Consider the following 26470-nt stretch of genomic DNA (forward strand, 5'->3'; position numbering starts at 1 on the left):
TTAACAGGGTCTTCGCTATACCTGTTCCCATACGAAGGGAATGGCGATGAACAAATACGTGACAGCGGCGGCGCTCATCTCTTTGGCGACGCTGGCCGGGTGCGGGCAGGCGGAGGGCGCGAAGGTCGCCTCCGCCGGGGAAACGGCCGCCTCGGCCGCCCCCTCCGCGTCGTCTTCCGCGTCGTCGCAGGCCGACGGGCTGAAATTCGCCCAGTGCATGCGGGAGAACGGGGTCGACATGCCCGATCCGGAACCGGGCGGCGGCAACGTGATGCTGCGCGGAAAAACCGACGAAGCGACCCTGAAAAAGGCGTCGGATGCCTGCCGGAAATACAATCCGATCGGTTCCGGAAAGAAAATGCTGAACGACCCGAAGACCCAGGACGCCCTCCTGAGGTTCGCCCGGTGCATGCGGGAGAACGGGGTCGACATGAAGGACCCCGACTTCTCGGGGGGGCCGGTCCGCATGGGGGGCGAGGGGATGGACCCGCAGTCGCCGCGGACGAGGAAGGCGATCGACGCCTGCCAGGAGCACCTGCCCGGCGGCGGTCTCGGGAGGCGGCCGTGAGGCGGGGCGGGGTCCTCGCCGGGACGGCCGCGGCGGTCCTCCTCGGCGCGGGAGGCGTGACCGCGGTCGCGCTGACCGGCCAGGACGGAGCCCCGGCCGCCGCCTCGGCGGCCCCGGCGCCGGTGGCCGAGATCACCCGCTCGGATCTGGTGGACACCAAGGCGGTGGACGGCATGCTCGGCTACGCGGGCCGCAGAGAGCTGCCCAACCACGCCCCCGGAACGGTGACCCGGGTCAGGAAGGCGGGCGCCGTCGTGCGCCGGGGCGGCTGGCTCTACCGGGTGGACGGCAGACCGGTGATCCTCATGTACGGCGACATACCGATATACCGCACCTTGTCCTCCGGGACCGGCGGCAAGGACGTCGAGCAGTTGGAACGCAACCTCAAAGCCCTCGGCCACGACCCCGGGACCGTCGACGGCGACTTCTCCTGGCGGACCGAGCAGGCCGTACGGGAGTGGCAGGAGGAGGCGGGCCTGGCCGAGACCGGCACGGTCGGCGCGGCGCAGGTCGCGGTCGCCTCGGGCCCGGTCAGGATCGCCGAGGTGGTCGCGGAGGCCGGGACCGCGGCCGGCCGGTCCGTGGTGACCACGACGAGCACCCGCAGGGTCGTCCACGTCGACCTCGACTCCGACGACCAGCGGCTCGCCAGGATCGGCGCCCGGGTGACGGTGGACCTGCCGGGCGGCGGCGAGGGCAGGGGCAGGATCACCTCGGTCGGCACGGTCGCCGAGCCCGTGCAACAGAACGGGCAGCCGACCGGCGAGTCCACCGTCGACCTCGACGTCACCCTGGACGACCCCGGCGACCTCGGCCGCCTCGACCAGGCCCCCGTGACGGTGAACCTCCGCAGCGAGCGGCGCGCGGACGTGCTGTCGGTACCGGTCGAGGCCCTGCTCGCCCTGCGCGAGGGCGGGTACGGCCTGCGCCTGGCGGGTGGCCGGATCGTCCCGGTCGAGACCGGCCTGTTCGCGGCGGGCCGCGTCGAGGTCTCGGGGAGCGGTCTCGCCGAGGGCATGAAGGCCGAGGTCCCGCGGTCATGAGCCGGAACCTCGAACGACCGTCTCTCCCCGCCGCGCAGGACCCGGCCTCCCGGAACCCCGCCGTAAAGGACCGGGCCGCACAGGAACCGGCCGCACAGGACCCCATCTCCCAGGACCCCGCCGCGCGGGCCGGGCGACGGCCGGTGATCGAGCTGTCGGGGGCGGAGAAGAGCTACCCGGGCGGGGTGCGCGCCCTGCGGGGTGTGGACCTGCGCGTGGACGCGGGCGAGCTCGTCGCCATCGTCGGCCCCTCGGGATCGGGGAAGTCCACCATGCTCCACCTGATCGGCACTCTCGACCGCCCCTCGGCCGGGACCGTCCGCATCGCCGGGCACGACGCCGGAACGCTTCCCGACAGGGAGCTGTCCGCGCTGCGCGCCCGGCACATCGGCTTCGTCTTCCAGCGGTTCCACCTGGCCGCCGGGGTCAGCGCGCTCGACAACGTCGCCGACGGGATGCTGTACGGCGGCACCCCGCGCCGGGAACGGCGGGAACGGGCCGCCGAAGCGCTCGGGCGCGTCGGTCTCGGGCACCGGCTGGCCCACCGGCCGCACGAGCTGTCCGGTGGCGAGTGCCAGCGGGTCGCGGTGGCCAGGGCGGTGGCCGGAGGACCGTCGCTGCTGCTGGCCGACGAGCCGACGGGAAACCTCGACACCTCCTCCGGCCAGGACGTGCTGGCGATCCTGCGCGAGCTCAACGCCTCCGGCACCACCGTGGCGATCATCACCCACGACGAGGAGGTGGCCGCCGCCGCCCCGCGCCGCGTCAGGCTGCGCGACGGTTCGATCGTCGCCGACGAGCGGTCTCCCGGTGTGACCCTCGCGGGGAGCACCGGGAGCACGGGGGGTACGGCATGAGCGCCGGGACCGGGCGTGACCTGGTACCGGGGCGGCTCGGCTGGGCGGACCTGCTGCGGGTGGGGGCGTCCGGGCTGCGGACCCGGCCGGGACGGGTAGTGCTGTCGGCGCTCGGCATCGCGCTCGGCGTCGCCACCATGGTCTCGGTCGTCGGGATCTCCTCCTCCAGCAAGGCCAGGCTCCTCGACGAGCTCGACCGGCTCGGTACGAACCTGCTCACCGTCACCCCCGGCCGGACCCTCTTCGGCGACACGGCCACGCTGCCCGAGAGGTCGGTCGCCATGGCCGCCGGGATCGGCCCTGTGACGAGCGCGAGCGCCACGGGCGACACCGGCGAGAGCGTACGGCGGACCGCCGCGATCCCCCGGGAGCACACCGGCGGGATCGCCGTCCGGGCGGCCTCGCTGGACCTGCCGGCCACGCTCCAGACCCGGGTCGAGCGAGGCGCCTGGCTCAACCGGGCGACGGCGGAGCAGCGGGCGGTGGTGCTCGGAGCGGTGGCGGCCTCGCGGCTGGGCCTGCGGGACGTGGGCGACCAGGTCTGGATCGGCAGGCAGTGGTGGACGGTCGTCGGCGTGCTGGCCCCCTCGCCGCTCGCCCCGGAGATCGACCGGTCCGTACTGACCGGTTTCGAGGCCGCCCGTACCCACCTGGGCTTCGACGGCCACCCGACCACGCTCTACACCCGCTCGGCCGACGAGGCCGTCGGCGACGTACGGGAGGTGCTGCCCAGGACCGTCAACCCGGAGAACCCCGAGGAGGTGGAGGTCAGCCGGCCGTCCGACGCGCTGGTGGCCAAGGCGGCGGCCGACGGGGCTCTCACCGGCCTGCTGCTCGGCCTCGGCGGGGTGGCGCTGCTGGTCGGGGGGGTGGGGGTGGCCAACACCATGGTCATCTCGGTACTGGAGCGCCGGGGGGAGATCGGCCTGCGGCGTTCGCTCGGCGCCACCAGGGGCCAGGTGCGCGCCCAGTTCCTGGCTGAGTCGCTGCTGCTGTCCGGCGCGGGCGGCGCCGCGGGAGCGGTGCTGGGGACGCTGGTGACGGTCGGGTACGCGGCCGTGGGCGGCCTGCCCGCCGTGGTTCCCCTCTGGGCCCTGGCGGGCGGTGCCGGGGCGACCTTGCTGGTCGGGACCGTCGCGGGGATCTACCCCGCGATGCGCGCGGCGCGCATGTCGCCGACCCTCGCCCTCAGCACCGCCTGAACGGCGCGGGCCGGGGACCCTTTATCCGGTGTTTAGCCACGGAAAAGCAGGATGACACCCATGCGAGTGCTCATTGCGGAGGACGAGCGGGTGCTCGCCGACATCGTGGCGACCGGCCTGCGCCGGGAGACCATGGCCGTGGACGTCGTCTACGACGGCGACGCGGCGCTGGAGCGGGCGGCGGTCAACGACTACGACGTGATCGTGCTGGACCGGGACCTGCCGGTGCTGCACGGGGACGAGGTCTGCCGCCGCCTCGTGGCCGACCGGATCCCCGCCAGGATCATCATGCTGACCGCCGCCGGTGACCTGCGCTCGAAGGTCGAGGGCCTGTCGATCGGCGCCGACGACTACCTCACCAAACCCTTCGACTTCCCCGAACTGGTCGCCCGGCTGCGCGCGCTGGCCCGCCGGTCTCCCCAGTCGGTGCCGCCGGTGCTGAGCAGGGCGGGCATCACCCTGGACCCCGGCCGCCGCGAGGTCTTCCGCGACGGCCGGTACGTGGCGCTGAGCCCCAAGGAGTTCGCGGTACTGGAAATCCTGATGCGCGCCGACGGCGGCCTGGTCAGCGCCGAGGACCTCCTGGAGAAGGCATGGGACGAGAACATCAGCTACTTCACCAACTCGGTCAGGGTCACCGTGATGACCCTGCGCAAGAAGCTCGGCGCCCCGCCGGTGGTGGAGACGGTGACCGGGTCGGGATACCGGCTTTGACCTCGCGGCGCGTCTCGGTGCGGCTGCGCCTGACCCTGGTCTACGGCAGCCTGTTCTTCGGGGTGGGGGTCGTGCTCGTCGGGGTCAACTACCTGTTCGTGCGGGACGTGCTCTCCCGGCCCGCGAAGATGACCATCCAGGGGGTCCCGGAGGCGCTGGCGGCCCTGAAACCGTCGGCGCAGCCGTCCGTGATGATGTCGGTGCCCAAGGACACGCTCTTCCTGCGGGCCGTCAGCGACGCGCGGGCCCAGTACCGCGAGGACGTGATGGGATCGATGCTCCAGTGGTCCCTGCTGGCGGTCGCCATCGTCGGGGTGGCCGGGCTGGGGATCGGCTGGGTCGTGGCCCGCCGGGCGATGGCCCCGCTGCAGACGATGACCGAGGCGGCCCGCCGCCTGTCGGAGAGCACCCTGCACGAGCGGATCGCCCTGGGAGGCCCCCGCGACGAGATCCGGGACCTGGCCGACACCTTCGACTCCATGCTGGAACGCCTCAGCCGCGCCTTCGACAGCCAGCGCAGGTTCGTCGCCAACGCCTCCCACGAGCTGCGCACCCCCCTGGCGATCAACCGGGCGCTGCTCCAGGTCTCCATGACCGACCCCGAGCTGCCCCGGCAGGTCAGGACGGTCGGTACCGAACTGCTGAACGCCAACGCCCGCCAGGAGCGGCTGATCGAGGGTCTGCTCCTGCTGGCGCAGAGCGAGCGCGAGCCGGTGGAACGCCTGCCCGTGGACCTCGCCGAGCTCGCGGCGAGCGCGATGGCCTCGGTTCCCGAGACGACCGCCGACCTGTGCCCGGCCCCGGCGGAGGGCGACCCGGTGCTCCTGGAGCGGATGATCGGCAACCTGCTGGACAACGCCGTGAAGTACAACGACGAGCGCGCCCTGGTCGTCCTGCGCACCCGCGGCGACCGCTGGGGAAGCGTCGTCACCGTGGAGAACACCGGCCGCGTCGTCCCCTCGGGCCGGGTCGAGGACCTCTTCGAGCCGTTTCGCCGCCTCGACCACGACCGCACCGGCTCGGCCGGGGGCGCCGGTCTCGGCCTGTCCATCGTCCGCGCGATCGCCCAGGCCCACCGCGGCTCCGCCGAGGCCCGTCCCCGTCCCGGCGGAGGGCTGGTGGTCACCGTACGGCTGTGAGCCCGGGCCCCGGCGATTTCCCGCGAAAGATCCGGATGACGGTTGAACAGACAAAACCACCTCGATAACCTGTGGCGACGTATCTCATTGGAGCTCGATGGCCGCACGACCACAACACCCAATGGCCGCACCGCGGAACCCTTCGGGGAAAACGCCTCCCAAGTCCTCGGGTTTCAAGGCCTCCAAGGCGGTCACCATCACCGGGATCGGTGTCGTCTCCCTGCTCCTGATCGGCTACTGCTCCGCGCAGGAGGACTACGAGGAGGTGGGCGCCGAGTGCGTCGACCTCAACAGCCGCCAGCCGGACGGCACCTACGCGGTCGTGGACGAGGACCACTGCGACGACGACAGGCACTACTACGGGTCACGGGGCGCCTACGGCTGGTACTACGGTGGCATCAGGTCAGGAGCCCACATCCGGAAGGGCACCACCGTGCGTCCCTCGGACGTCCACATCACCACCCGTAAGGGCACGGTGATCCAGCGGGGCGGCTTCGGCGGGCGCGGCGGATCGGGCGGCGGAAGCTGATCCGGCCCGATGAGCAGCAGGTGAGCAGGAGATGAGACGCGAGACCTCGCTCCCCCGCGACGACTGGGAGAGCGTCATCGAGGGCCACGGCCTCGCCTACCACCGTTCGGCCCATCCGGCAGGCCTCGACCGCCCGTACTGGGACGAGACCGTCCAGTACGTCTTCTCCATGGACGAGGTCCTCGATCTGGAGAACCAGGTCGAGGAACTGCACCGGATGTGCCTGCACGCCGTGGAGCACGTCGTCGCCAAGGGCCGCTACGCCGACTTCGCGATCCCCGAGTGGCTGGCCCCGGAGATCGCCGCCTCCTGGGAGCGGAACGACCCGCACCTGTTCGGCCGTTTCGACCTGCGCTACGACGGGACCGGCCCCGCCAAGTTGCTGGAGTACAACGCCGACACCCCCACCAGCCTCCTGGAGAGCTCGGTGGTGCAGTGGTTCTGGCTGCGCGACCGCTACCCGGACGACGACCAGTGGAATTCCATCCACGAGCGGCTGATCGCCAGGTGGCAGCAGATCTCGACCGGCCTGCCCACCGGGCCCACGCACTTCGCCTGGACCAACATGGACGAGTCGGGCGAGGAGGTGATGACCCTCGCCTACCTGCAGGAGACCGCCGACCAGGCGGGGCTCAAGACCGTCGCGGTGGCCATGGAGGACATCGGCTGGGACGACCTCAACCTCCGCTTCGTCGACATGGAGCGCAGGGTGATCCGCTCGCTCTGCAAGCTGTACCCGTGGGAGTGGGCCGTCGCCGACCCGTTCGGGACGCGGGCGGTGCGCCAGCAGGCCTCGACGACCTGGATCGAGCCGCTGTGGAAGATGCTGCTGTCCAACAAGGCGCTGCTCGCGGTGCTCTGGGAGCTGTACCCGCAGCATCCGAACCTGCTGCCCGCCTACCTCGACGGTCCCCGCGACATGTCCTCGTACATCGTCAAGCCGCTGCTCGGCCGCGAGGGCGCCGGCATGCGGATCGTCACCCCCGGCGAGCACGTCGAGACCCCCGGCGGCTACGGCGCCGAGGGATACGTCTACCAGGAGTTCCAGGCGCTGCCCGTCTTCGAGGGCTGGCGCCCCGTGCTCGGCGCCTGGGTCGTCCACGACGAGGCGGCGGGTGCCGGCATCCGCGAGACCTCGGGGTTCATCACCGACGACACGTCGTCATTCGTCCCGCACCGCATCGAGCTCTGAGTCCCGGAAAGAGAAACGACACATGAGTCCCACCCCCGCGCCGCCCACGCCGCCCGCGCTGTCCGACGTGACGATCTCGCTCGCCGAGACCCTCGGGCGCGGCGCGCTCGCGATCGCCTCGTACGCCGCGCTCGGCGTGATCCTGCTGATCGTCGGCTTCTACGTGATCGACCTGGTCACCCCCGGCAAGCTCAGCAAGCTCATCAAGGAGGAGCGCAACCCCAACGCGACCCTGCTCACCGGCTCGGGGCTGGCGGCCGTCGGGCTGATCGTGGCGGCCTCCATCTGGTCCTCGGGCGGCGCCCTGCACGAGGGCCTGCTCGCGACGCTGGTCTTCGGCCTGGTCGGCATCGCCGTGCAGACCGTGGCGATGCTCGCGTTCGACAAGGTGGCCGGCATCTCGGTGCGCGAGCTGGTCACGGAGCCGGAGCTCCAGCCGGGCGCCCGGCTGCTCGCGGTCACCCACCTGGCGATCGGTCTGATCACCGCCGTCGCGGTCATCTGAGCCCCCGTACCGGCCGTCCGGCCGCGCCCACCCCGTTCCGTACGTCCGCGCCCCGGCGGACGTACGAGACCGGTTCGTGCGGGACGTACAAGACCGGGGAGCGCGCGCTGTCCGTGGCCGCGGCTGGCGCATCTCGCGCGACCTGGCACTCTTAGTGGCGTGAGGGAGCGGAACGAGCGAGGGTTCAGCAACAGCGACGTCGTGACCGGGGAAGACGGGAGTGATCTCGACTCCGACCGGATCCGGGAGGACACCACCCGCCGGTTGGAGCGGGCCATGGGCACGCTGGGCACGGCCGCCATGTCCCGGATGGACGACCGGCTCATGTGGTTCCGTGCCCTGTCGGCCGAGGACAGATCCTGGGTCGGGCTGGTGGCCCAGGCCGGGATCGCCGCGTTCGTGGAGTGGTTCCAGCACGCCGGCGAGGGCCGCCCGACGCCCAGCATCGAGTTCTTCGGCACCGCGCCCAGGGAGCTGAAGCGGTCCATCTCGCTGCAGCAGACCGTCGACATCGTGCGGGTCGTGGTCGAGGTGGTCGAGGCGCAGACCGGGGACCTGGCCGCGCCCGGCGGGGAGGACCAGCTCCAGCAGGCGATGCTCCGCTACACCCGCGACGTCGCGTTCGCCGCCGCGCAGGTGTACGCCCGGGAGGCCGAGGCCCGCGGGGCCTGGGACGCGCGGCTGGAGGCGCTGATCGTGGACGCCCTGGTCAGGGGCGAGGTCGACGACGGCCTGCACTCGTGGGCCGCCGCGCTCGGCTGGACCTCCGCCCCCGTCGTGGTGCTGGCCGGGCAGACCCCGGACGACGACCCGCAGGCGGTGATCGACGCGCTGCGCGACCGGGGCCGCAGGTCGGGCCTGGACATGCTGGCCGGGGTGCAGGGGGACCGGCTGATCGTGATCGTGGGCGGGGCGGACAGCGTCGCCGCGGCGGCCAGGCACGTGGTGCCGCGCTTCGGCCCCGGCCCGATCGTGATCGGGCCGGAGGTGGCCGACCTGCACTCGGCCGCCAGCTCGGCGCGGGCGGCGATGGCCGGGCTGCGGGCCGCCGCGGGGTGGCCGGACGCGCCCAGGCCGGTCCACGCCGAGGACCTGCTGGCCGAGCGGGCCATCGACGGCGACGGCGACGCCAGGGCGCAGCTGATCGAGAACGTCTACCTGCCGCTGATCGGCACGCCGCTCCTCGACACCCTCGCGACCTATCTGGAGCAGGGCACCTCCCTGGAGGCGACGGCCCGGCTGTTGTTCGTCCATCCGAACACGGTGCGCTACCGTCTTCGTAAGATCACGGAGTTGACCGGCTACCAGCCGACCGAGGGGCGATCCGCCTTCACCCTCCAGGTGGGGCTGATTCTCGGGCGTCTGTCCGAAACGCCGTTGGCTTAGAGCTCTTTACTCAACCTTTGCGAAACTCTCGCTGTAGCTTCCCTACAAAGAAGTAGGGACAAACTTCGTCTGGATCTCTATCCATGTAGTGAACCCCTACAGGGCAGGCTGGATTTTGTGCTCGTCATCGTCGCTCCGGGCCAGGGTGCCCAGACTCCAGGCTTTCTCAGTCCATGGCTCGAACTCCCGGGCGTGGCCGATCGGCTGACCGCTTGGTCGGAGCTGGCCGGCCTCGATCTGATCGCCTACGGAACCACCGCCGACGCGGACGAGATCCGTGACACCGCCGTCGCGCAGCCACTGCTCGTGGCCGCCGGCCTGGCGGTCGCCGAGGTTCTCGGGGCCTCTCCCGACATCGTCGCCGGGCACAGCGTGGGCGAGTTCACCGCCGCCGCCCTGGCCGGAGTGATCACCCCCGAGCAGGCCGTCGGCCTCGTCCGCGAGCGCGGCCAGGCCATGGCCAAGGCCGCGACGATCACCGAGACCGGCATGTCCGCCGTTCTCGGCGGCGTCGAGGAGGAGGTCCTCGCGGCCATCGCCGACAAGGGGCTCACCCCCGCCAACATCAACGGCGCCGGGCAGATCGTGATCGGCGGCACGCTGGAGCAGCTGGCCGCGTTCAAGGCCGAGCCGCCCGCGCGGGCCCGGGTGATCGCGCTGTCGGTCGCCGGCGCGTTCCACACCGAGCACATGGCCTCCGCGGCGAGCCACCTGCGCGAGGCCACCGCGGGTCTCACGCCGGCCGACCCCTCCGTCACGCTGCTGTCCAACAGCGACGGCGCGGCGGTCACGAGCGGCGCCGAGTTCATGGAGCGCCTGGTCACCCAGGTCGCCAACCCGGTGCGCTGGGACGCCTGCATGGCCACGATGGCCGAGCGCGGTGTCACCACGATGATCGAACTTGTCCCCGGCGGCACGCTCACCGGCCTGGCCAAGCGTGCTCTGCGCGGGGTGACGACCGTCGCCCTGAAGACCCCCGACGACCTGGAGGCCGCGCGAGCCGCCCTCGGGTCGCATGAGGAACGGTGATCGACGAATGAAGATCTCACAGGGCGCGCCGGGCGCGAGAATCCTGGCCTTCGGTCACTACCAGCCTTCCAACGTGGTCACCAACGACGACCTGTCGGCGACCATGGAGACCGACGACGCCTGGATCCAGAGCCGCGTCGGCATCAAGGAACGCCGGATCGCCCCGGACAGCGAGTCCGAGATCGACCTGGCCGTACAGGCGGGCGGCAAGGCCCTCGCCGCGAGCGGCCTGGCGGCCTCCGACATCGACCTGGTGATCGTCGCCACCTGCACGCTGGAGACGCAGATCCCCAACGCCGCCGGCCGGGTGGCCACGCGGCTCGGCATCGACGCCCCCGGCGCGTTCGACGTCAACACCGCCTGCTCGGGCTTCTGCTACGCGCTCGCGGTCGCCAACGACGCGATCCGCGCGGGCTCGGCCACCCACGTGCTCGTCGTCGGCACCGAGAAGCTCTCCCAGTGGATCGACTGGACCGACCGGGCCACCGCGGTGATCTTCGCCGACGGCGCGGGCGCCGCGGTCGTCGGTCCCTCCGACACCCCGGGCATCGGCCCCGTCGTGTGGGGCAGCGCCGGCGACAAGTTCGACGCGATCATCATCAAGGACCGCGACTCCTTCCTGCACCAGGAGGGCCAGACCGTGTTCCGCTGGGCGACCACCGCACTCCACCCCATCGCCAAGGAGATCTGCGACCGCGCCGGGGTGGACCCGGCCGATCTCGCGGCCTTCGTGCCCCACCAGGCCAACCTCCGCATCATCGAGGCGATCGCCCGCAGGCTCGGCGCGGACAACGCCGTCGTCGCCAAGGACATCGTCCTGGCGGGCAACACCTCCGCCGCCTCGATCCCGCTGGCCCTGTCCCGGATGATCGAGCGCGGCGAGGTGCGGTCGGGCGGGCTCGCCCTGCTGCTGGGCTTCGGCGCGGGCCTGACCTACGCGGGCCAGGTCATCGAGATCCCCTAGAGCTTCCGCGCGGCCCCGCCGCACGGGAAACAAAGAAGAAAACCGATCGCAAGGAGAACACGCGACATGGCTCTGACCGAGCAGGAGATCCTCGCCGGTATCGGCAAGATCATCAATGAGATCACCGGGATCCCGGCCACCGAGGTCACCCCGGAGAAGAGCTTCGTCGACGACCTCGACATCGACTCGCTGTCCATGGTCGAGATCGCCGTCGCCGCTCAGGACGAGTTCGGCGTCGAGATCCCGGACGACCAGCTCAAGCACCTCAAGACCGTCAAGGACGTCATCAACTTCATCCAGAACTGAGACGTCCAGGCTTTCTCCCCCGACCGATTTGACCAGCGATTCACAAGGAGCGCAGCAGTGAGTACAGACCAGGTACGTGTCGTCGTCACCGGGCTCGGCGCGACCACGCCCCTCGGTGGAGACGTCGCCTCGACCTGGTCGGCGCTCCTCGCCGGTCAGTCGGGGATAAGCACCATCACGGCCGACTGGGTCGACTCCGTCCCGGTGAAGTTCGCCGGCCTCTCCGCCGTGGACCCGACCGAGGTCCTGCCCCGGCCGGAGTCACGGCGGCTGGACCGGACCGAGCAGTTCGCCCTGGTCGCGGCCCGCGAGGCGTGGGCACACGCCGCGATCGACAAGGTCGACCCCGAGCGGCTCGGCGTCGTCGTGGGCAGCGGTATCGGGGGCATCACCACGATCCTCGCCGCCTACGACACCTTCAAGGAGAAGGGCTGGCAGCGGCTCTCACCGTTCACCGTCCCCATGCTGATGCCGAACGGCGCGGCGGGCTGGATCGGCATCGAGGTCGGCGCGCGCGCCGGCGTCCACGCCACGGTGAGCGCCTGCGCCACCGGCGCCGAGTCGATCGGGTACGCCATCGAGATGATCCGCTCCGGCCGGGCCGACGTGGTCGTGGCCGGCGGCACCGAGGCGGCCATCCACCCGCTGAACATCGGCTCCTTCGCCGCCATGCGCGCCATGTCCACCCGCAACGACGAGCCGCAGCGCGCCTCCAGGCCGTGGGACAAGGGCCGCGACGGCTTCGTCCTCGGCGAGGGCGCGGGCATCCTGGTGCTGGAGTCCGAGGAGCACGCCCGCGCGCGCGGCGCCACGATCTACGCCGTGGCCGCCGGCGTCGGCTACTCGGCCGACGCCCACCACATCGCGCAGCCCGAGCCCACCGGCGCCGGGATCATGCTGGCCATGCGCCGCGTCCTGGAGAACGCCGGCCTCACGGGCCAGGACATCAAGCACGTGAACGCGCACGCCACCTCCACCCCCGCGGGTGACGTGGTGGAGACGATGGCGATCAAGGAGGTCATCGGCGACCACCCCCTGGTCAGCGGCACCAAGTCGATGACCGGTCACCTGCTCGGCGGCGCCGGCGGCATCGAGTCCGTCTTCACCGTCCTCGCGCTGCACGAGCGTCGCGCGCCTGCGACGATCAACGTGGACGACCTCGACGACGGCGTGGAGGTCGACATCGTGCGCGACGAGCCGCGCGCCCTGCCCGACGGCCAGATCGCCGCGATCAACAACTCCTTCGGGTTCGGCGGACACGACGTCGCCGTGGCCTTCACCAGCCTCTGAGCCGTGGTCTTCACCAGCCTCTGACAGGAAGCCCGTGCCGGCCTCCCTCCCGCGACGCGAGCCGGGGAGCTCCAGCCCTCACGGGCCGGGCCTCCCCGCTTCGCGGGCGGTCGCCGTCCCGGTCGAGGCGAGGGACGGGAAACCGTCCGGCGGCCTTCACCGGCCGCACGTCTCGCCGGCCCGGCGGTAGGTCCGGCGGCCCGGTTCTCGCCGCCGGACGGCCGGAAGTCCGCCAACACCGTACGGCGACGCGCCGCGTTCCCCGCCCAGGACTGAGCTCCGGGGTCTCCACGCTGGAGGTAGCTGATGACCGTGCTCGGCAACAGGGTGGTGAGCGAGGAGTCCGGACAGGACCCTCTCGATCCCCGTGACCCCCAGGTGCGTCTCTCCGCCCTGCTCGACGAGGGCTCGGTGCGCCTGATCTCGCCGGTCGACCGCAGCGGCATCCTCGCCGCGACGGGCCGCGTGGAGGGTGTGCCGGTCGTCGCGTTCGTCAGCGACGCCCGCGTCCAGGGCGGTGCGATGGGCGGCGAGGGCTGCGAGCACATCGTGCACGCCTACGACGTCGCGGTCCGCGAGCGGGTTCCCGTCATCGGCGTCTGGCACTCCGGCGGCGCCCGCCTCGCCGAGGGTGTGGAGTCGCTGCACGCGGTCGGCCGCGTCTTCGCCGCGATGACCCGCGCCTCCGGCGTGGTCCCGCAGCTGTCCGTGGTCGTGGGCCCCGCCGCCGGCGGTGCCGCGTACGGCCCGGCGCTGACCGACATCGTGATCATGGCCGACGAGGGGCGCATCTTCGTCACCGGCCCCGACGTGGTCCGCAGCGTCACCGGCGAGCAGATCGACATGGCCGCCCTGGGCGGTCCCGAGCCGCACAGCAGGCGAAGCGGCGTCGTCCACGTGGTCACCGGGACCGAGACGGACGCCTACGTGCAGGCCCGCCGCCTGGCGGTGCTCCTCGGTCATCAGGGCCGGGCGCGCACCGAGGTCGAGGAGGTCGACTTCTCCGGCCTGCTGCCCGACAACGTGCGCCGCGCCTACGATGTGAAGCCGCTCGTCACGGGCCTGCTCGACGAACCGGGTGTGGAGCTGCACGCCAAGTGGGCGCCCAACATCGTCACCGCCCTGGGCCGCCTCGGGGGCCGGACCGTGGGCGTGGTGGCCAACAACCCGCTGCGGCTGGGCGGCTGCCTCGACTCCGCCTCGGCGGAGAAGGCCGCGCGGTTCGTCCGGATGTGCGATGCCTTCGGGGTGCCGTTGGTCGTCCTGGTGGACGTCCCCGGCTACCTGCCTGGTGTCGGCCAGGAGCACGACGGCGTGGTCCGCCGCGGCGCCAAGCTCCTGCACGCCTTCGCCGAGGCCTCCGTACCGCGGATCACCCTGGTGACCAGGAAGGCGTACGGCGGCGCCTACATCGCGATGAACTCCCGCTCGCTGGGCGCGACCAAGGTGTTCGGCTGGCCGACGACCCAGATCGCGGTCATGGGCGCGGTCGCCGCGGTCCGCGTCCTCAAGCGCCGCGAGCTCGCGGCCGCTCCCGAGGAGGAGCGCGCCGCCCTGGAGACCAGGCTCGCCGAGGAGCACGAGATCCTCGCCGGCGGCCTCGACCGGGCCGTCGAGCTCGGCGTGATCGACGAGGTCGTCAAGCCCGAGGAGACCCGGGGCGCCATCGCCAGGGTCCTGGCCCAGGCGACCCCCGCCAGGGGCGCCCACGGCAACATCCCTCTCTGATCCCCTTCTCGCGGTCGTCCGACGAGCCCCCGCCGGTCCCGCCGGCGGGGGCTCACCCGTTCTCCCGCCGCCCTTCCCCCGCGGCGGGAGAGGCCTTCGCGCGATGACACCGTTCCCCGGAGCGGGACGATCGTGGCCGGGCGGCCCGCGGGAGCCGTCCGCGCGAGGGATCGAAACGGGCCGCGAGGCCGCGAGGGTGTCGCCGCGGGCCGCCTCCGTCCCGGCGGAACGGCCGCCGGGCACGTTCCAAACCCGTGTCCGCGGCGGCCGTCCCCCGCGAGAGGGCGGAAGGCACCGGCAGGGACATGCCCGGTCAGACGGCGGCGTGCAGCCAGCGGACCGGAGCGCCCTCGCCCGCGTAGCGGAACGACTCCAGCTCGGCGTCCCACTGCTTGCCCAGCAGGCGGTCGAGCTCCTCCTCGAGCACCACGCGGCCCTGGCGGGCCATCAGCATGGCGGAGCGCAGCCGGTCCTCCGGGATCAGGATGTCGCCGGTGGCCCCGACCACGGCCGTGAAGGCGCCGAGGGAGGGGGTGTAGGCGTGCCGGGTGCCGTCGGCGCCCGGTGAGGCGTCCTCGGTGATCTCGAAGCGGATCCGCTGCCAGCCCATCAGTGACGAGGTGATGGCCGCCGCGGTACCGACACGGGCCTCCCACTCGGCCTGCGCGCGCACGTGACCGGGCGCGGCGGGCTGTGGCGTCCAGGTCAGGTCTACGGGCACGCCAAGGACACCTGCGACCGCCCATTCAATATGAGGGCACAGCGCAGGCTGAGCCGAGTGGACGTAAAGCACGCCACGAGCAGACACCGGACCTCCCGTTTCGTACGAGGTGCGCCTTCCCCAACGGCCTCATACCAGGATGATCACAAGTGACTGAAGGAGAGACTACCGTCGGTTGTGACGTCGCACCAGAGGGGGGTCATACCGAGATGTTGCGGCGCGGGCACTTGGCCGGGGCATCCTCGGGAATGAGGGAAACCCCACGAACTGGTGATCGCCCCCCCGGAGGACCAGATGAATACCGGTATCGAACGGGTCGAACCCATCCCCGGTTCGCCCGCCCTGATCAGGAAAGGCCAGATGCTCACCGACGCCTCCGGCCTCGCGGCCACCGCCCGCTGGGCCGACGCCGTCACCGAGACCGGGGGAATCTACCGGGTGCGGCTCTCACCGGGCGTGGACGTCTGCGACCTGGTGGCGTCGGTGCGGGCACGGGGCGTCCGCGCCTCCCCCAACCACGTCCTGACGGGCCAGCCGCTCTACTTCGGGGGCCCGGCCTCCCGCCCCTTCCCCCGCGCGGCCCTCCCGGCGCCCGAGCCCGCCGCGGCCGGGCCCTCGGCGAGCGCCGTGACGGTGGCGCTGGCCGACACCGGCCTGGCGGAGCACCCCTGGTGGCAGGAGAGGCCGTGGTTCCTGGAACGGGGACGGGAGTCCGCCGAGATACCCGACTCGGACGGCGACGGCGAGCTGGACCTCCAGGCGGGGCACGGCACGTTCGTCGCCGGACTGGTCCTGCGAGCGGCCCCGCTGGCACGGCTGCAGCCGATCCGGGTGCTGGACGGCCACGGGATCGGGGACGAGGCCGGGCTGCTGCGCGTCCTGGGACGGCTGCGGGCCGAACCGCCGCGGGTGCTCAACCTGTCCTTCGGCGGGCACACCTTCGACGACCGGCCCTCCCCGCTCGTGGAGGCCGCCCTGGAAGGGCTGGCCGGTACGGTCACGGTGGCCTGCGCGGGCAACACCGCCTCCGACCGCCCCTTCTGGCCCGCCGCGTCACCCGGAGTGATCGCCGTCGGAGCGCTGGACGCCCGGGGGGAGGCGAGGGCCCCGTTCTCTGCGTACGGCCCGTGGGTGGACGCGTGCGCCCCCGGCGAGTGGCTGTCCAGCACCTTCCTCGAGCACGGCGCGTTCCAGGGCTACGCGCGCTGGAGCGGGACCTCCTTCGCCACCGCCCTGGTGAGCGGGGCGATCGCCGCGGCGTGCGCGGAACGGCCCTCCCCGGAGGCCGTGAAGCACGTCCTCGACCCGTCCGGGACCAGGCGGATCCCCGATTTGGGAGTCGTCGTGCCCATGCCCGGCTAAAGTCTCACCCAAAGTACTCACGTGAACACTCAAAGTGTTCTACGCGGCCATGGAGGTGCCGGTGGGCGATCAGCACACGATCGACGCCATCCTGGTGGACGACCAGGCTGCCTGGGACGAGCTGGTCACCCGTTTCGAAGGGTTGCTGTGGTCGGCCGTGCGCGCCTACGACCTGAGCCCGGCCGACGCCGCCGACGCGGTGCAGGGCACCTGGCTGCGGCTGCTGGAGAGCCTGCACACCATCCGCGATCCGGACAGGATCGGTCCCTGGCTGTTCACCACGGCCAAGCGCGAGGCGTCCCTGCTGAGCCGGCGGCACCGGGGCGAGCGGCTGGTCGCCGACCCGGCGGACGCCGAGCACGCGCACCTCGCCCCGGCCGGCGCCGGGCACGCCCACGCCGATCCCGCGCTGGCCGTGCTGAGCGCCGACGAGGGCCGCCGCCTGTGGCAGGCCGTCGACGAGATGCAAGAGCCGTGCCGCTCGCTGTTCCGGCTGATGGCCACGGCCCCCGACGCGGGCGTCCACCAGCTGGCCGGGCGTCTGGGCATGCCCAGCGGCAGTTACGGCCCCACCCGGGGCCGCTGCCTGAACCGGCTCCGCACCCTGCTCACCGCCCGGGAGGCGACACCGTGACGCGACATTCGACGGCGATCGACGACGAGTCCCTGATAGCCGCGCTGCGCCTGGCCTCGGGGAACGACCCGGTGCCCGCGCGGGTGACGGCCGCCGCCCGCGCGGCCTTCGGCCTGCGGCTGCCCGACGCCACCACGGCCCGCCCCGTGGCCACGCCCGTGCCGCGAGGCGTCCGGTCCGCAGAGGAGCCCCGGCTGCTGAGGTTCACCGCCGGCGAGCTCACGGTGGAGCTGGAGATCACCTCCGTGGACGGCCTGGTCGACCTGGCGGGCCAGATCTCCCCCTGCCCCGAGGCGGGCACGCTGGTCGAGGTCCGCACCCTGCATCTCACCGAGTCACGCGCGCTGTCCGCGACGGGCCAGTTCGCCGTCACCGGCCTGCCGCCGGGCTGGTTCAGCGTGGTGTGCCACCGGCCCGAGGGCTGCCCTGTGGTCACCAGCTGGACCCGGATCCGCCCGTAGGTGACCTCCGACGAGGCGCTCGCCGCCGCCGAGCACGCGGTCGAGCTCTCGGGCAGCGACCCGGCCCGCGCCCTCGCGCTCGCCCGTACCGTGCTTGCCGCGCTTCCCGCGTCCTGCCGGGAGGTGGCCGATCGGCCCGGCCCGGGTGGCGCTTCGAACAGCGGCACCCCGGAACCTGATCCGGAGAGCGGTCCCGACGGCGGCGCGGTCACGGGCCGGGTCGCGGGGTGCGGGCACTGCGAGGCCGAGGCGGTGGCGCACCGGGCGCTGGCGGTGGCGGCGCGCGAGCTGGGCGACCTGCCGTTCGCCGAGGAGCGGCTGGGCCGGGCGGTGCGGATCGCGCTCTCGGCGGGGCTGCCGCACCGGGCGGCCCAGGCGCGGCTGTCGCTGGTCCACGTCCGCACGGAGCTGGGGCACCCCGAGCAGGCGCTGGCCGTCGCCGCCGACGCCGAGCCCGGCCTGACCCCGGCCGAGGTCGGCAAGCTCGGCGTGCACCGGGCCGTGGCCCTGGCGCGGCTCGGCCGCTACCGCGAGGCCGTCGACCACTGCGACCGGGCCGTGCCCGTCCTCGGCGGCGACGTCAGGTTCCTCGCCGGGGCGATGCTGAACCGCGGGCTCGCCCGGGTGTTCCTGGGGGAGTTCGAAGCGGCGGAGGCCGATCTGAACCGGTGCGCGGAGCTGGCGAGGGACGCGGGCCTGGAACACGTTCTCGCGCTCGCCGAGGGGAACCTGCCGTTCCTCGCCGCGCGGCGCGGTGACCTGCCCGCCGCGTTCAGCGCCTACCGGCGCGCGGAAAGCATCCTGGTCGGCTACCCGGAACGGCTGGCGACGGTGCGCTGCGACCTGGCCGAGGCCCTGGTCGGCGCCCATCTGCCCGGCGAGGCGCGGGTGCTGCTGGAGATGGCGGTTCCCGAGCTGGCGGCGGCGGGCGCCGGGACGGCGCTGGCCGAGGCCCTCCTCCTGCTCGCCAGGGTCGAGCTGCGCACCGGTGATCCGCGCCGCGCCCGGGAGAGCGCCGAACTGGCCGCCCGCGAGCTGGCCGCGCAGGGGCGGACGGTGCTGGCTCCGGTGGCCGACGAGATCATCCTGCGGGCCCGGCTCGCGCTGGACCCGCCCTCGGCGGAGCTGCCCGCGGCGATGCTCTCGTGCGCCGACGCCCTCGACGCCGCCGGGCACGGGGACACCTCGGCGGCGCTCAGGCTCACCGCCGCCGAGGTCTCGCTCGGGCTGGGCGACCGGCCGTCCGCCGAGGACCAGCTGGCCCTCCTGGCCCGATCGGGCCGAGGGGTGGTCGCCCTTCAGGCGACGGCGCTGCGACGGTCCCTGGCGGGAGACCGGAGAGGGGCGTTCGCCGCGGTGCTGGCCGGGCTGGCGGAGGTGGGCGCCGGGACGAGGACGTTCGAGGATCCGGTGGTGCGCGCGCACGCCGCCAGGGCCGGTGAGCCGCTGGCCGGGTTCGGGCTGGCCCTGGCGATGCGGACCGGGCGGGGCCGCGCGGTCCTGGCCTGGGCCGAGCGGTGGCGGGCGGTCACCGGGGGTGCCGGCCGGCCGCTCGCGCCCGGCCTGGCCGCGCTGCGGGCGGCGCTCGGGGAGTCGATCCTGGTGGAGTTCGTCCGCCACGAGGGTGATCTGGCGGCCGTCGTGGTCGCCCGGGACCGCGTGACGCTGCGCCGCCTCGGACCGTTCGCCGCCGTCGCCGAGGCCACCGTCCGCCTCCGGTACGGGCTGCGCAGGACGCACCTGCTCGACGGGAGCGCCCCCGAGCCCGGCGCGGAGGCCGCGGAGCTGGAGCGGCTCCTCTTCGGCTCGCTGCGTGACCGGCTGGGCGGCCGGCCGCTGGTGATCGTGCCGACGGGGACGCTGCACACCCTGCCCTGGCCGCTGCTGCCGATGAACGCCGACCGGCCGGTGACCGTGGCGGCCAGCGCCGCCGCCTGGCTGGCCGGGTGGCGGGTGCCGGCCGTACGGGACGGGCGGGAGGCGGCGGTGCCGGTGGTGGTGGCGGGACCGGGGCTGCGGTACGCGGAGGCCGAGGCCCGCATGGTCGGCGAGTGCCATCCGGGGACCGGGCGGGTGGCGGCGCGGCGGGCGGAGGTGATGGCGGCGCTGGAGCGGGCCGACGTGGCCCACCTGGCCGCGCACGGGATGTTCTCCCCGCGCAGCCCGCTGCTGTCGAGCATCGATCTCGACGACGGCCCGCTGATGGCGTACGACCTGCTGCGGCTGCGCACCCCGCCCGCGCTGGTGGTGCTGTCGGCGTGCGACGCGGGGATGGCGCACGCCCCCGCGGACGGGGCGCCCCTGGGGCTGGCGGGCACGTTCCTGTCGCTGGGGACGCGATGCGTGGTGGCCAGCCTGGTGCCGGTGCGCGACGAGGAGACGCTGACGCTGATGACCGCCTTCCACGGGGCGCTGGCCGCCGGTGACCCGCCCGCGCGGGCGCTGGCCATCGCGAGCGGAAAGACCGGCGTGGCGGGCTTCGTCTGCTTCGGGTGCGGGGACCGGCCGGTGGCGACCGGCCCGCGGGAGCCGGTCACCCGGGGCGGTCGGCCGGTGACGACCGGCCGGGAGGAGCTGATCGTCCGGGGCGGTCAGCCGGTGGCGACCGGCCGGGAGGAGTCGGTCACCCAGTCGGACCACGACCCGACGTAGAGCGCGGCCGGGATGCCGGCCACCTCCAGGGCCAGCACCTCGTGCGCGGCCGTCACGCCGGATCCGCAGTAGGCGCCGACCTCCACGCCGGGGACGACGCCCAGGGTGTTGAAGCGTTCGCGCAGGAAGTCGGGCAGGTGGAAGCGGCCGGAGGGGTCGACGTTCTCGCCGGTGGGGGCGCTGACCGCGCCCGGGATGTGCCCGGCGACCGGGTCGATCGGCTCGACCTCGCCCCGGTAGCGCTCGGCCGCGCGGGCGTCGAGCAGCACCCCGTCGGCGGCGAGCTCGCCGGCCCGTGCGGCGTCGAGCACCGGCATCCCTCCCGGCCGCGCCTCGAAGTCGCCGGGCTCGGGGCGGTGCTCCTCGACGGAGACCGGCAGGTTCTCCGAGACCCAGGCGCGCAGGCCGCCGTCGAGGACCCGCACGTCGGGGTGGCCGAAGTAGCGAAGGAGCCACCAGGCGCGGGCGGCGGCCGCGGTGGAGTCGGCCCCGTCGTAGACGACGACGGTCCGGGAGCCGGACACGCCGAGCCGGCGCATCGCCTCCTGGAACGCCTCGGCGGAGGGCAGCGGGTGGCGGCCGCCCTCGCCCCCCGGCCCGGCGTGGGCCGCGAGGTCGGTCTCCAGGTCGCAGAAGACCGCGCCGGGGATGTGCCCCTCGCGGTAGGAGTCGATCCCGGCCGGTCCCGTGGGCAGGACGGCGAGCTTCCAGCGCACGTCGAGGACGCTCACCCCGGTCATGCCCTCCAGCTCGGCGGGGGTGATCAGCGGGCTCATCGGGTGCTTACCTCCAGAAGGGGAACGTACTGCTCGGCGGGTGTCAGCGAGCCGTGGCAGCCGAGGAACCCCGCCTCGTGCGGCTCGGCGACCGAGGCGACGACGGCGCAGTCGGTGTACGGCACCGCGAGGACGTCACCGATCCTGGGCAGCCATTCCGGGCGGATCTCCGGCCCGAACCAGCCGGACTCGACCGCCTCCTCCCGGGACACCACCCACGCCTTTCCCGCGAGGACGTCGCGCCAGGTGTCGAGGACCGCCGCCGAGGCGCCGGGGGCGGTGTAGAGGTGGCGGGCCCTGGCCTCCCCGCCGAGCAGGGTGACGCCCTCGCGCAGCTCGGGGAGGGCGTCGACGTCGACGCGATCGGTGACGTTGATCATGCCGTGGTCGGCGGTGACGTACATCGCCGAGTTCGGCGGGAGCGTCTCCGCCAGCCGCTCGGCCATCCGGTCGACCGAGGCGAGCTGGTCGAGCCAGGCCGGGGAGCCCCAGCCGTTGATGTGGCCGGCGGAGTCGAGGTCGCCGTAGTAGACCGAGACGTGGGCCCGGGGCTCGGCCAGCGCGTGGCGGACCCCGGCGATCCGGTCGTCGACCTCGTCGGCCCCGACGAAGCGCACGCCCCGGTAGACGGCCCTGTTGAAACCGGTGGTCTCGAACTTGGCAGGGCCGACGTAGCTGACCGTGACGTCGGCCGCCGCCGCGCGCTCGTAGACGGTCGGGGCCGGCTGCCACTCCCCGGGCTCGACGAGGGGCCCCGGGGCGGTCCAGCGCAGGCAGTTGAGCATGTATCCGGCGCCGGGCACGGCGAGCTGGTAGCCGAGCATGCCGTGCCCGCCCGGCGGCATGCCGGTGCCGAGGGTGCCCAGGCTGGTCACGGTCGTGGCGGGGAAGCCCGCGGTGAGCACCCCGCCGGACACCCCGCCGGACAGGGAGGACAGGAACGGCGCGACGTCGGGGTGGGCGCGGAGCAGCTCGGCGCCCATGCCGTCGACGAGGAACAGCAGGACCCGCCCCGCCGGGGCGAGATCCAGCGGGTTGCCGCCGTCCACCCCGACCGCGGCGAGCAGCGAGGAGGACAGGTCCGCGAGCGAGGCCGTCCCGTACGCGGGGACCAGGGGGTTCATGAGGCGGTGCGGGCGGTGGCCTCCGACAGTGCCTTGGCGAAGGCCAGCACGTGGGAGACGGCCTCCGGCCCGTCGGCCGCCTCGCTCACCCGCAGGGAGAGGTCGTCGGCCGTGATGGCGCCGGTGTATCCGTGGTCGGCCTCGCAGTTCTCGTCGCCGCAGGTGGCCGGCTCCAGGTCGACGTGGGAGATGGCCCCCCAGCCGATGGTGAGCGTGACCTCCGTGGGCGGCACTCCCGGCACGTAGGAGGCGGGGTCGGGGACGACCCGGGTGACCGCGACCGACTGGATCCGGCTGAGGCGCACGGCCTCGGTGGTCGTGGAGGCGTGGGACGCCGACACCCCCTCCACCGGCGGGTGCTCGTCGGTGTGGCAGACGAGCAGCCGGGTGGGGGAGAGCACCAGCACGGTGACGTGCCTGCGCACCTCCATGGCCGGGTCGAAGGTGGCCTCGTGGTGCACGACGTAGGCGTCCACCTGCTCCTTGCCGAGCGCGGACTCGACCGCGTCGGCGACCAGGTCGGGATAGTAGCCACTGCGGTCGATGGCGTCGCGCAGGCCGGCGGACGAGAGTCGGGTTTCCCTCATGGGTCCATCCTGCCCTGTCCGGGGCAGCGCTTTCACCGGGAGCACGTGAGCTTCGGCCCACGGTGCAAATCGTGATGCGGCCCGCCATCGGCTTCTCCGGCCGGAAAGGCGTCGTCGGGGCGATCCGGGAGCCGCCGGGAGCCCGTTCCCGCCCGCGGCTTTACCCTCCGATCGGTTTGGCGTGATCCCGTCGGGGTTATCGGGAGCGATAGCGGTGGCGTGCGCGTACGTCCGAGGAGCGGTAACGGGCGATTCTCCGCATTCTCCGCCTTGCTTTACATATCTGGGAATGCTTTTCACCGCGCCGAAATCGGAAGCGGTGCATTCCTACCGGAATCGGGGGCGAGGAATATGGCCGGTGAAGGTCCGGATTCAGCCGGACGGGCCGGGATGGCCGGAGGGGCACAGCCGGATTCGTCACAACGGGCCCGGCCCGCGTGGCGGACCGGCCTCTCGCGCCTCGCGGCGACCGTCCCGGTGACCGTCGTCACGGCCGCCATGACGGCCGCGGCGGCGACCGCCGTGGGCCCGCCCACCTCGGGGGCGGAGCTCCCCGGCGACCTGATCCTCACCACGGTTCACGACGGCCCGTTCCAGGCGGGCGGCGCCGGCACGTTCTCCATCGACGTCACCGCGGCCCCCGGCTCCGCCGGGATCACCCGTCCGACCGAGGTCGCCTACCACTTCCCCTCCGGCCTGACCCCGGTGAGCGCCTCGGGCACGGGCTGGAGGTGCCGGATCACGGCCAGGATCGTCGGCTGCGGCACGCGCGGCCTGGTCGCCCCCGGGTTCCAGCTTCCCCGGATCACGGTCGGCGTGGCCGTGTCGCGGAACGCCTCGGGGACGCTGACCGCGTCCGGCAGGGCCGTCCATACCGTCCGGGACGGCGTGGAGGACATGGAGGACATGGTCGACCCCAGCGCGGAGACGGGCACGACGACCGGCACGGAGGCCGCGATGGAGACCGGTCCCGCGCCGGCCACCGTCGCCAGCACGGTCCAGATCGTCCCCGCGGCCCGGCGGACGGGCCAGAACGGGTAAGTCCTCTAGCCGAGGCGCCGGGGGCCGCCGTCGGGGCGCGGGCCCTCGTGGCTGCGGAGCACGGCGCGGGCGCCCAGCACGATCACCCCCGACTCCCCCACCAGCACCGGGTCGAGGGTGAGCCGCGCCACCTCGGGGAGGTCGTCCGCCAGCCGCCCGAGCCGGATCAGCAGATCCTCCAGGGCCTCGACGGCGACCGGCGGGTAGCCGTACTCGCCGAGGAGGAGGGGCGCGGCGCGCGGCGACCTCACCAGCGCGGCGGCGTCCTCACAGGTCAGCGGGGCCAGCCGGTACGCCTCGTCGCGCAGCAGCCTCGCGGTGATCTCGCCGAGCCCGAAGGAGACCACCGCGCCGAAGGCCGGGTCGTCCATCACCCCGGCCACGGTCGGCACCGCGGGCTGCGGGGCCATGCGCTGCACCGCGAGCACGGCCTCCGGTCCGAGCTGGCGCGTCAGGTCGGCGTAGGCGTCGCGCACCCCGTCGGGCCCGGACAGCCCCAGGCGCACGGTCCCGGCGCGCATGGCCGCCTCGGGGCCCGCCGCCTTCAGCACGACCGGCCAGCCGAGCCTCGACGCCGCCTCGACGGCCTCCTCCGGCGACTCCACCGTCTCCGACGGCCATACCTCCACCCCGTAGCGGGCGAGCAGTTCCGAGGCGTCGATCTCGGCCGGGGCGTCTCCGAGCGTCGCGAGCACGAGGTCGCGCGCGGCGCCGGCGTCGACGCCCTCGATCTCCTCGGGCAGTCCCGCGGGCCGCTCCAGCCAGCGCGCGTGCCGCACGACGTGGGCGAGCGCGCGGACCGCCTCCTCGGGCGCCGCGTACGAGGGGATGGAGCCCCGCCCGGGTACGGCGCCGACCCGCAGCTCGTCGAGCATGCCGATCCTGCCCTCGAAGGTGGCCAGCACCGGCTTGCCGCAGTCGCGGGAGGCGCGCAGCAGCTCGGCGGCGACCTTCGCGCCGTCGCCGGGGATGGGCGGCATGTAGATCGCGACCACGGCGTCCACGTCCGGGATCACCGAGGTCAGGGCCGCGCCGAACTCCTCCGCGCAGGCCCGCGCGCCGAGGTTGACCGGCGGGCTCGGCTCCAGGCCCACCCGCACGCAGGCGTCGGCCGCGAGGAGCGCCATCGCGTCGGAGTTGCTGACCAGCCCGACCCTGGACCCGGCCGGCAGCGGCTGGTAGGCCAGCAGCTGCGCCACGTCGAACTGCTGGATCAGGTCGTCGACCCTGATCACCCCCGCCTGCTCGAACAGCGCGCTGAGCGCGGTGTCGGGCAGGCCGAGCACGGGCGCGGCGTGGCCGGTGGGCACGTCCTGGGTGGTGCCGCCGCTCTTGACGACCACGATCGGCTTGCGGCGCGAGATGCGCCGCGCGAGGCGGGCGAACTTGCGGGGGTTTCCCAGCGACTCCAGGTAGAGCAGGATCACGTCGGTCCGCGGGTCCTCCTCCCAGTACTGGAGCAGGTCGTTGCCCGACACGTCGGCGCGGTTGCCCGCCGAGACGAACGAGGAGATGCCCATGCCGCGCTGGGCCACCCGCTGCAGCAGCGCGGTGCCCAGGGCGCCCGACTGGCTGAAGAAGCCGACCCGGCCGAGCCCCGGGAGGGTCGCGGCGAGGGTGGCGTTCAGCCGTACCGCGGGGTCGGTGTTGGCGATGCCGAGGCAGTTGGGACCGACGACCCGCAGGCCGTACGCGCGGGCGATGCGCGCCAGCTCGTCCTGCCTGGCCCGGCCCTCGGGTCCGGTCTCGCCGAACCCCGAGGAGACCACGATCAGCCCGCGTACGCCCTTCTCCGCGCACTCCTTGACCACCTCGATCACCCCGTCGGCGGGTACGGCGAGCACGGCGAGGTCCACCTCGCCGTCGATGGCCGTCACGCTCGGGTAGGCCCGCACCCCCGCGACGGCCCGCGCCTCGCGGTGCACGGGGTAGACCGGACCGGCGAAGTCGGCGCCGAGCAGGTTGCGCAGCACGGTCTGGCCGACGCCGCCCGGCTCGCGGCCCGCTCCCACGACCGCCACCGAACCCGGGGAGAGCAGCCGTTCGATGGAGCGGGACTCGGCGCGGTGCTCGCGGGCGGTGGTCACCTCCTGGGCGGTCTCGGTCGGGGTGAGGTCGAGGGTCATCCTGACCACGCCGTCGGCGAAGCGGCTCTGCGCGGTGTAGCCGACCTGCTTGAGCACCGCCATCATCTTCTGGTTGGCGGGCAGGACGTCGGCGACGAAACGCGCGATCCCCTGCTCCCTGGCGGTGGCGGCCAGGTGTTCGAGGAGCACCGAGGCGACCCCCCGGCCCTGGTGGGCGTCCTCGACGAGGAAGGCGACCTCGGCCTCACCGGGCTCGATCCGGTCGTAGCGGATGACCGCCACCATCTCGGTGCCGATCGTGGCGATCAACGCCACGCGGCTCTCGTAGTCGACGTTGGTGAACCAGGTGATCTCCCGCTCCGACAGCCGCGGCCGGGGACCGAAGAAGCGGAAGTAGATCGACTCGTCGGACAGCCGGCCGTAGAAGGAACGCAACCGGTCGGCGTCGGCGGGCCGAATCGGGCGTACGTGGGCGGTGCCGCCGTCCGAGAGAACGACGTCCGCCTCCCAGTGAGCGGGATACTGAGCAGCCTCCACAGTCCCGAGAGTAGACGCGAATCTCATATGGCAGAC

The 26470-nt window shown here is 73.4% G+C and carries 25 protein-coding genes; 20 read left to right on the top strand and 5 right to left on the bottom strand.

Annotation, left to right across the window (positions count from 1 at the left end):
• Positions 1 to 40: 40 nt before the first annotated feature.
• From ACTOQ3_RS21330 to ACTOQ3_RS21400, 15 genes are all read left to right on the top strand, one after another.
• Positions 41 to 568 carry a hypothetical protein gene (locus ACTOQ3_RS21330; RefSeq protein ID WP_440085104.1) on the top strand — a complete coding sequence of 176 codons (528 nt, stop codon included), beginning with the start codon at positions 41 to 43 and terminating at the stop codon, positions 566 to 568.
• A complete protein-coding gene (locus tag ACTOQ3_RS21335) occupies positions 565 to 1611 on the top strand; it encodes a peptidoglycan-binding protein (RefSeq protein WP_440085105.1) in 1047 nt (348 codons plus the stop codon). The genes ACTOQ3_RS21330 and ACTOQ3_RS21335 overlap by 4 nt, the downstream gene beginning before the upstream one ends.
• Positions 1608 to 2468: an ABC transporter ATP-binding protein gene (locus tag ACTOQ3_RS21340; protein WP_440085106.1), complete on the top strand. Its 861-nt coding sequence runs from the start codon at positions 1608 to 1610 to the stop codon at positions 2466 to 2468. Before ACTOQ3_RS21335 ends, ACTOQ3_RS21340 begins: the two co-directional genes overlap by 4 nt.
• Positions 2465 to 3670, top strand: a complete 1206-nt coding sequence (locus tag ACTOQ3_RS21345; protein WP_440085107.1) for an ABC transporter permease — start codon at positions 2465 to 2467, stop codon at positions 3668 to 3670. Before ACTOQ3_RS21340 ends, ACTOQ3_RS21345 begins: the two co-directional genes overlap by 4 nt.
• Positions 3671 to 3730: 60 nt before the next feature.
• Positions 3731 to 4384: a response regulator transcription factor gene (locus ACTOQ3_RS21350; RefSeq protein ID WP_440085108.1), complete on the top strand. Its 654-nt coding sequence runs from the start codon at positions 3731 to 3733 to the stop codon at positions 4382 to 4384.
• Entirely contained in the window at positions 4381 to 5523 is a 1143-nt protein-coding gene (locus tag ACTOQ3_RS21355) for a sensor histidine kinase (RefSeq protein ID WP_440085109.1), read from the top strand. The genes ACTOQ3_RS21350 and ACTOQ3_RS21355 overlap by 4 nt, the downstream gene beginning before the upstream one ends.
• 121 nt (positions 5524 to 5644) lie before the next feature.
• Positions 5645 to 6052: a hypothetical protein gene (locus tag ACTOQ3_RS21360; RefSeq protein ID WP_440085110.1), complete on the top strand. Its 408-nt coding sequence runs from the start codon at positions 5645 to 5647 to the stop codon at positions 6050 to 6052.
• Positions 6053 to 6083: 31 nt separating this feature from the next.
• The gene (locus tag ACTOQ3_RS21365; protein ID WP_440085111.1) at positions 6084 to 7244 is read left to right on the top strand and encodes a glutathionylspermidine synthase family protein; all 1161 of its coding nucleotides are present in this window, start codon (positions 6084 to 6086) and stop codon (positions 7242 to 7244) included.
• A gap of 22 nt (positions 7245 to 7266) precedes the next feature.
• Entirely contained in the window at positions 7267 to 7749 is a 483-nt protein-coding gene (locus ACTOQ3_RS21370; RefSeq protein ID WP_440085112.1) for a DUF350 domain-containing protein, read from the top strand.
• Positions 7750 to 8025: 276 nt separating this feature from the next.
• The gene (locus tag ACTOQ3_RS21375; RefSeq protein WP_440085233.1) at positions 8026 to 9135 is read left to right on the top strand and encodes a PucR family transcriptional regulator; all 1110 of its coding nucleotides are present in this window, start codon (positions 8026 to 8028) and stop codon (positions 9133 to 9135) included.
• A 117-nt stretch (positions 9136 to 9252) separates the two neighbouring features.
• Positions 9253 to 10164, top strand: a complete 912-nt coding sequence (locus ACTOQ3_RS21380) for an ACP S-malonyltransferase (RefSeq protein WP_440085113.1) — start codon at positions 9253 to 9255, stop codon at positions 10162 to 10164.
• A gap of 7 nt (positions 10165 to 10171) precedes the next feature.
• Positions 10172 to 11128: a beta-ketoacyl-ACP synthase III gene (locus ACTOQ3_RS21385; protein ID WP_440085114.1), complete on the top strand. Its 957-nt coding sequence runs from the start codon at positions 10172 to 10174 to the stop codon at positions 11126 to 11128.
• A gap of 66 nt (positions 11129 to 11194) precedes the next feature.
• On the top strand, positions 11195 to 11434 hold the full coding sequence (locus ACTOQ3_RS21390) for an acyl carrier protein (RefSeq protein WP_350945978.1): 240 nt from the start codon (positions 11195 to 11197) through the stop codon (positions 11432 to 11434).
• Positions 11435 to 11491: 57 nt separating this feature from the next.
• The gene (gene fabF / locus ACTOQ3_RS21395; protein WP_440085115.1) at positions 11492 to 12724 is read left to right on the top strand and encodes a beta-ketoacyl-ACP synthase II; all 1233 of its coding nucleotides are present in this window, start codon (positions 11492 to 11494) and stop codon (positions 12722 to 12724) included.
• Positions 12725 to 13030: 306 nt separating this feature from the next.
• Positions 13031 to 14452 carry an acyl-CoA carboxylase subunit beta gene (locus tag ACTOQ3_RS21400; protein ID WP_440085116.1) on the top strand — a complete coding sequence of 474 codons (1422 nt, stop codon included), beginning with the start codon at positions 13031 to 13033 and terminating at the stop codon, positions 14450 to 14452.
• Positions 14453 to 14765: 313 nt separating this feature from the next.
• Here ACTOQ3_RS21400 and ACTOQ3_RS21405 read toward each other — a convergent pair whose 3' ends face one another.
• Positions 14766 to 15260: a DUF3145 domain-containing protein gene (locus ACTOQ3_RS21405; protein ID WP_344747901.1), complete on the bottom strand. Its 495-nt coding sequence runs from the start codon at positions 15258 to 15260 to the stop codon at positions 14766 to 14768.
• Between the two features lie 207 nt (positions 15261 to 15467).
• Between ACTOQ3_RS21405 and ACTOQ3_RS21410 the strand changes: the two genes are divergently transcribed.
• From ACTOQ3_RS21410 to ACTOQ3_RS21425, 4 genes are all read left to right on the top strand, one after another.
• Positions 15468 to 16535 (top strand): S8 family peptidase, encoded by a 1068-nt coding sequence (locus tag ACTOQ3_RS21410; RefSeq protein WP_440085117.1) that lies wholly within the window; start codon positions 15468 to 15470, stop codon positions 16533 to 16535.
• A 61-nt stretch (positions 16536 to 16596) separates the two neighbouring features.
• Positions 16597 to 17169 (top strand): RNA polymerase sigma factor, encoded by a 573-nt coding sequence (locus tag ACTOQ3_RS21415; protein ID WP_440085118.1) that lies wholly within the window; start codon positions 16597 to 16599, stop codon positions 17167 to 17169.
• Positions 17166 to 17630 (top strand): hypothetical protein, encoded by a 465-nt coding sequence (locus ACTOQ3_RS21420; protein WP_440085119.1) that lies wholly within the window; start codon positions 17166 to 17168, stop codon positions 17628 to 17630. The genes ACTOQ3_RS21415 and ACTOQ3_RS21420 overlap by 4 nt, the downstream gene beginning before the upstream one ends.
• On the top strand, positions 17631 to 20282 hold the full coding sequence (locus tag ACTOQ3_RS21425; protein ID WP_440085120.1) for a CHAT domain-containing protein: 2652 nt from the start codon (positions 17631 to 17633) through the stop codon (positions 20280 to 20282). It begins immediately after the preceding gene.
• On the opposite strand, the gene ACTOQ3_RS21430 is transcribed toward ACTOQ3_RS21425, so the two are convergent.
• From ACTOQ3_RS21430 to ACTOQ3_RS21440, 3 genes are read right to left on the bottom strand one after another with little or no spacing between them, the layout of a single operon-like run.
• Positions 20222 to 21058, bottom strand: coding sequence for a sulfurtransferase (locus tag ACTOQ3_RS21430; protein WP_440085121.1), 837 nt, complete (start codon positions 21056 to 21058; stop codon positions 20222 to 20224). The genes ACTOQ3_RS21425 and ACTOQ3_RS21430 overlap by 61 nt on opposite strands.
• Positions 21055 to 22182: an alkaline phosphatase family protein gene (locus ACTOQ3_RS21435; protein WP_440085122.1), complete on the bottom strand. Its 1128-nt coding sequence runs from the start codon at positions 22180 to 22182 to the stop codon at positions 21055 to 21057. The genes ACTOQ3_RS21430 and ACTOQ3_RS21435 overlap by 4 nt, the downstream gene beginning before the upstream one ends.
• On the bottom strand, positions 22179 to 22769 hold the full coding sequence (locus tag ACTOQ3_RS21440; protein ID WP_344918415.1) for a DUF5998 family protein: 591 nt from the start codon (positions 22767 to 22769) through the stop codon (positions 22179 to 22181). Before ACTOQ3_RS21440 ends, ACTOQ3_RS21435 begins: the two co-directional genes overlap by 4 nt.
• Positions 22770 to 23246: 477 nt before the next feature.
• Here ACTOQ3_RS21440 and ACTOQ3_RS21445 point away from each other — a divergent pair, with 477 nt between their 5' ends.
• Complete coding sequence (locus ACTOQ3_RS21445; protein ID WP_440085123.1) at positions 23247 to 23810, top strand: hypothetical protein; 564 nt, start codon at positions 23247 to 23249, stop codon at positions 23808 to 23810.
• Between the two features lie 5 nt (positions 23811 to 23815).
• Here the strand turns inward: ACTOQ3_RS21445 and ACTOQ3_RS21450 are convergent, their stop codons facing one another.
• Entirely contained in the window at positions 23816 to 26461 is a 2646-nt protein-coding gene (locus tag ACTOQ3_RS21450; RefSeq protein ID WP_440085124.1) for a bifunctional acetate--CoA ligase family protein/GNAT family N-acetyltransferase, read from the bottom strand.
• Positions 26462 to 26470: the final 9 nt, after the last annotated feature.

This window comes from Streptosporangium sp. LJ11 (genome assembly GCF_051918945.1).
GTDB lineage: Bacteria > Actinomycetota > Actinomycetes > Streptosporangiales > Streptosporangiaceae > Streptosporangium.

Coding starts and splice junctions, on each gene's coding strand:
- ACTOQ3_RS21330 (WP_440085104.1), top strand. CDS start 41: ATGGCGATGAACAAATACGTGACAGCGGCGGCGCTCATCTCTTTGGCG.
- ACTOQ3_RS21340 (WP_440085106.1), top strand. CDS start 1,608: ATGAGCCGGAACCTCGAACGACCGTCTCTCCCCGCCGCGCAGGACCCG.
- ACTOQ3_RS21345 (WP_440085107.1), top strand. CDS start 2,465: ATGAGCGCCGGGACCGGGCGTGACCTGGTACCGGGGCGGCTCGGCTGG.
- ACTOQ3_RS21350 (WP_440085108.1), top strand. CDS start 3,731: ATGCGAGTGCTCATTGCGGAGGACGAGCGGGTGCTCGCCGACATCGTG.
- ACTOQ3_RS21360 (WP_440085110.1), top strand. CDS start 5,645: ATGGCCGCACCGCGGAACCCTTCGGGGAAAACGCCTCCCAAGTCCTCG.
- ACTOQ3_RS21365 (WP_440085111.1), top strand. CDS start 6,084: ATGAGACGCGAGACCTCGCTCCCCCGCGACGACTGGGAGAGCGTCATC.
- ACTOQ3_RS21370 (WP_440085112.1), top strand. CDS start 7,267: ATGAGTCCCACCCCCGCGCCGCCCACGCCGCCCGCGCTGTCCGACGTG.
- ACTOQ3_RS21375 (WP_440085233.1), top strand. CDS start 8,026: ATGGGCACGCTGGGCACGGCCGCCATGTCCCGGATGGACGACCGGCTC.
- ACTOQ3_RS21385 (WP_440085114.1), top strand. CDS start 10,172: ATGAAGATCTCACAGGGCGCGCCGGGCGCGAGAATCCTGGCCTTCGGT.
- ACTOQ3_RS21390 (WP_350945978.1), top strand. CDS start 11,195: ATGGCTCTGACCGAGCAGGAGATCCTCGCCGGTATCGGCAAGATCATC.
- ACTOQ3_RS21400 (WP_440085116.1), top strand. CDS start 13,031: ATGACCGTGCTCGGCAACAGGGTGGTGAGCGAGGAGTCCGGACAGGAC.
- ACTOQ3_RS21410 (WP_440085117.1), top strand. CDS start 15,468: ATGAATACCGGTATCGAACGGGTCGAACCCATCCCCGGTTCGCCCGCC.
- ACTOQ3_RS21430 (WP_440085121.1), bottom strand. CDS start 21,058: ATGAGCCCGCTGATCACCCCCGCCGAGCTGGAGGGCATGACCGGGGTG.
- ACTOQ3_RS21435 (WP_440085122.1), bottom strand. CDS start 22,182: ATGAACCCCCTGGTCCCCGCGTACGGGACGGCCTCGCTCGCGGACCTG.
- ACTOQ3_RS21440 (WP_344918415.1), bottom strand. CDS start 22,769: ATGAGGGAAACCCGACTCTCGTCCGCCGGCCTGCGCGACGCCATCGAC.
- ACTOQ3_RS21450 (WP_440085124.1), bottom strand. CDS start 26,461: ATGAGATTCGCGTCTACTCTCGGGACTGTGGAGGCTGCTCAGTATCCC.